3 protein-coding genes and 1 pseudogene are annotated in these 4,047 nt (G+C 68.4%); 2 read left to right on the forward strand and 2 right to left on the reverse strand.

Annotation, left to right across the window (positions count from 1 at the left end; genetic code table 11):
• Positions 1-88 precede the first annotated feature (88 nt).
• The gene (locus MBELCI_RS18415) at positions 89-1,081 is read left to right on the forward strand and encodes an NAD(P)-dependent oxidoreductase (RefSeq protein WP_268744210.1); all 993 of its coding nucleotides are present in this window, start codon (positions 89-91) and stop codon (positions 1,079-1,081) included.
• On the opposite strand, the gene MBELCI_RS18420 is transcribed toward MBELCI_RS18415, so the two are convergent.
• Together MBELCI_RS18420 and MBELCI_RS18425 are read right to left on the reverse strand one after the other, a co-directional pair.
• A complete protein-coding gene (locus tag MBELCI_RS18420) occupies positions 1,066-1,386 on the reverse strand; it encodes an AzlD domain-containing protein (protein ID WP_021695757.1) in 321 nt (106 codons plus the stop codon). The genes MBELCI_RS18415 and MBELCI_RS18420 overlap by 16 nt on opposite strands.
• On the reverse strand, positions 1,383-2,108 hold the full coding sequence (locus MBELCI_RS18425; RefSeq protein ID WP_021695758.1) for an AzlC family ABC transporter permease: 726 nt from the start codon (positions 2,106-2,108) through the stop codon (positions 1,383-1,385). The genes MBELCI_RS18420 and MBELCI_RS18425 overlap by 4 nt, the downstream gene beginning before the upstream one ends.
• 125 nt (positions 2,109-2,233) lie before the next feature.
• Here MBELCI_RS18425 and MBELCI_RS18430 point away from each other — a divergent pair.
• Positions 2,234-4,009, forward strand: a pseudogene (locus MBELCI_RS18430) (IlvD/Edd family dehydratase).
• The last annotated feature ends 38 nt before the right edge of the window (positions 4,010-4,047 follow it).

Raw genomic sequence — 4,047 nt, forward strand, 5'->3', positions numbered from 1 at the left:
CGGGGCGGCGGGGCGAATGGTCTGCATTTGTCCTCCCGGCGCGGGGCCATGAACCCCCGCGCTTGTCCTCTGCCCCAATTGGTATACCATTTTCACGACGCATCAAGCCGCCCGGCGCGGCAAGGGAGGGACAGTGATGAATAACGGGACGGACAACCAAGCGGGCAAGGCAAGGATCGGCTTCATCGGGCTGGGCTTCATGGGGCGCGGCATGGCGACGAACCTCGCACGGGCGGGGCACCCGATGATGGTCAAGGGCAACCGTGACCGCGCGCCGGTCGAGGCGCTGATGGCCCAAGGCGCGGTCGAGGCGCAAAGCCCGCGCGAAATGGCCGAGAGCTGCGACATCATCCATCTGTGCCTGTCGAACTCGGATCAGGTCGAGGCGGTGATCCGGGGCGAGGACGGGATATTGGCGGGGGCGCGCGCAGGGCTGATCGTGATCGACACGACGACCGCCGACCCGGTCTCGACCGCCGCGCTGGCCGGGGAGATGGCGGCGGCGGGGGTCACCCTCGTCGATGCGCCCTTGGGCCGCACACCCAAGGAGGCCGAGGCGGGCACGCTCGACGCGATGGTCGGCTGCGACGCCGAGACATTCGCCAAGGTGCGGCCCATCATCGAGGTCTGGGCCGGCAACATCACCCATGTCGGCGAGACCGGTGCCGGGCACCGGATGAAGCTGGTGATGAATTTCATCTCCATGGGCTATGCCGCGCTTTATGCCGAGGCGCTGACCATGGGGGTGAAATCGGGGCTGAGTCCGCAGGCGATCCACGAGGTGATCGGCGGCTCGCGGCTTGCGAACGGGTTCTACGACACCTTCATGCGCGCGGCGGTAAGCCGCGATCGCGAGGTGCACAAGTTCACGATCACCAACGCCGCCAAGGACACGCGCTATGCCGCCTCGATGGCGATGGCGGCGGGGATGGCCAACCCGATGGGATCGGCGATCCGCGACGCCTTCGCGCAGATGGAGGCGGCGGGCGGGGGCGGCGGTTACGTGCCGTGGCTGGCCGATCACGTGGCCGCCCTCAACGGGCTCGACCTCGAAGGGGCGGTGGCTCAGAGCAAGGCCTGAGCCGTGTAGAGCGCGGCGAGTCCGGCGGTGATCGCGCCGACCGGGCCGAAGCGCAGCCCCACCGCGACGGCAAGAAGTGCCGCGATGACGCGGGGGGCCTCGGTCTCGCCGCCGGTGGCGGCGGGCCAGAGCACGGCGGGCACGATGAGGGCCGGGAACACCGCGACGCCCACGTATTTGAGGTGCAGAAGCAGCCAGCCGGGAAGCTGGCGGCCCCCCAACAGGCCGAGAAAGGAAAACCGGATCAGGAAAGTGCCGAGGCCGAGGGCCAGCGTCAGGCTCCAGAATTCGCCCGCGCCGATCATGCCGGGCACCCCGCCTTGGCGCGGGCGCGGCGGGCGAGGAACAGCTCGGCCTGCGCGCCCGCGATCATCGCGGCGATGGCGGCGATCGGCAGGCCGAGATTCCACGGCAGCCACGCGAAGGCCACCGTCACCAGCGCCGAGACGAAGGCCGCGATCAGGTGCGGCAGGCTGCGCAGCAGCGGCGCGAGCAGCGCGATGAAGCACACAGGCACCGCGAAATCGAGCGAGAGCGAGGCCGGGATCGCCTGTCCCATCAGCGCCCCCGCCAGCGTGCAGCCATACCAGATCGGGCAGACCACGGCCATGCAGCCGAAATAGTAGCGCAGCTTTTGCGAGACGGTCATCTCGGGGCTTTCCTCGTAGCGGCGCACCGCCACGGCAAAGCTCTGATCCACCATGAGATAGGCCGCGAGCGCGCGCGCACCCAAGGGGGCCGCGCCCAGATGCGGCACGAGGGCGGCGGAATACATCGCCATGCGCAGGTTCACCGCCAAGGCCGCCAGAAGCGCCACGAAGACCGGCGCGCCGTCCTGCAACAGCGCCAGCGCCGTGAACTGCGACGCGCCGGCGATGACGATCACCGACATCGACATCACCTGCACGAGGTCGAGACCCGCGTCGCGGGCGACGACGCCGAACAGGGTCGAGAACGGGATCACGATCAGCACGAAGGGCAGGCAGTCGCGAAAGCCCGCGCGAAAGGGGTGGCGAGGCGGCGGCATGGGAGGCTCCGGTAACGATGCGGCAGGGGCCGGATTGGCCCTTGCATTTGGTATACCATTTCACGATCCTGCCACAAGCAGACAGGCGGCCCGCGATGGCCTTTTGCCGACAGGAGGAGACGGCCATGGACACCCGCGCCAAGCGCAAGTTCCGCAGCCAGGAATGGTTCGACAACCCCAACAACCCCGGCATGACCGCGCTTTATATCGAGCGCTACCAGAACCAGGGCTATACCCAAGGCGAGCTTCAGAGCGAGCGCCCGGTGATCGGCATCGCCCAGACCGGCAGCGACATCGCGCCCTGCAACAAGATCCACGTCTTTCTCATGGACCGGATCAAGGCGGGCATCCGCGACGCGGGCGGCATCCCGATGGAGTTTCCGGTGCATCCGATCCAGGAAACCGGCAAGCGGCCCACCGCGGCACTCGACCGCAACCTGAGCTATCTCGGCCTCGTCGAGGTGCTGCATGGCTACCCGATCGACGGCGTGGTGCTCACCACTGGCTGCGACAAGACCACGCCCGCGATGCTGATGGGGGCGGCCACGGTCGACCTGCCCGCCATCGCGCTCAATGGCGGGCCGATGCTCGACGGTTGGTGGAAAGGCGAGCGCGCGGGCTCGGGCACGATCATCTGGGAAAGCCGTCGCCTCCTGGCCGAGGGCAGGATCGACTATGACGAGTTCATGGGCCGGGTCTGCGCCTCGGCCCCCTCGCTCGGGCATTGCAACACCATGGGCACGGCCTCGACGATGAACGCGATGGCCGAGGCCTTGGGCATGACGCTGCCGGGCAACTCGGCGATCCCGGCGCCGTTCCGCGAGCGGATGGCGATGGCCTATGAGACCGGGCGGCGCATCGTCGGCATGGTGCACGAGGATCTGAAGCCCTCGGACATCCTGACGCGCGAGCCTCGAGAACGCCATCGTGACAAACTCGGCCATCGGCGGCTCCACCAACGCGCCGCCGCATCTTCAGGCGATCGCGCGGCATGCGGGGGTCGAGCTCGACGTGACCGACTGGCAGAAGATCGGCTTCGACGTGCCGCTGCTGGTCAACATGCAGCCCGCCGGGACCTATCTGGGCGAGAGCTTCTTCCGCGCGGGCGGGGTGCCGGCGGTGATGGGCGAATTGCGCCGCGCGGGCCGCATCCATGAGGGGGCGATGACCGCGAGTGGCAAATCCATGGGCGAGAACCTCGCGGGTTGGGAGAGCCGGGACAGGGACGTGATCCTGCCTATGACGCGCCGCTGCGGATCAATGCGGGCTTTCTCGTGCTCTCGGGCAACCTGTTCGACAGCGCGCTGATGAAGACCTCCGTGATCTCCGAAGGGTTTCGCGCGCGCTACCTGTCGCGGCCCGGCCATGAGGGTATCTTTGAGGCGCGCGCCGTGGTGTTCGAGGGCCCCGAGGATTACCACGAGCGGATCAACGACCCCGCCCTCGAGATCGACGCCGAGACGATCCTGTTCATCCGGGGCGTCGGCTGCGTCGGCTATCCCGGCTCGGCCGAGGTGGTGAACATGCAGCCGCCCGATGCGGTTCTGATGCAGGGCATCAATCATTTGCCCACGGTGGGCGACGGGCGGCAATCGGGCACCTCCGAAAGCCCCTCGATCCTCAACGCTTCGCCCGAGGCGGTGGTGGGCGGCGGGCTGGCGCTTCTCAAGACCGGCGACCGGGTGCGGCTCGACCTCGAAGCCTGCCGCCTCGACGCGCTGGTGGACGAGACCGAATGGGCCGAGCGGCGCGGCGCGTGGAGCCCGCCCGAGCTGCGCAACCAGACGCCGTGGCAGGAGATCTACCGCAGACACGTGGGCCAGCTCGCGGATGGCGGCTGTCTCGAACTGGCCACGGCCTATCACAAGGTCGGCCGCGACCTGCCGCGCGACAACCATTGAGGCACGAGATGAGCAAGACGATCCTGATCACCGGCGCG

It is taken from the genome of Limimaricola cinnabarinus LL-001 (assembly GCF_000466965.1).
Taxonomy (GTDB): domain Bacteria; phylum Pseudomonadota; class Alphaproteobacteria; order Rhodobacterales; family Rhodobacteraceae; genus Limimaricola; species Limimaricola cinnabarinus.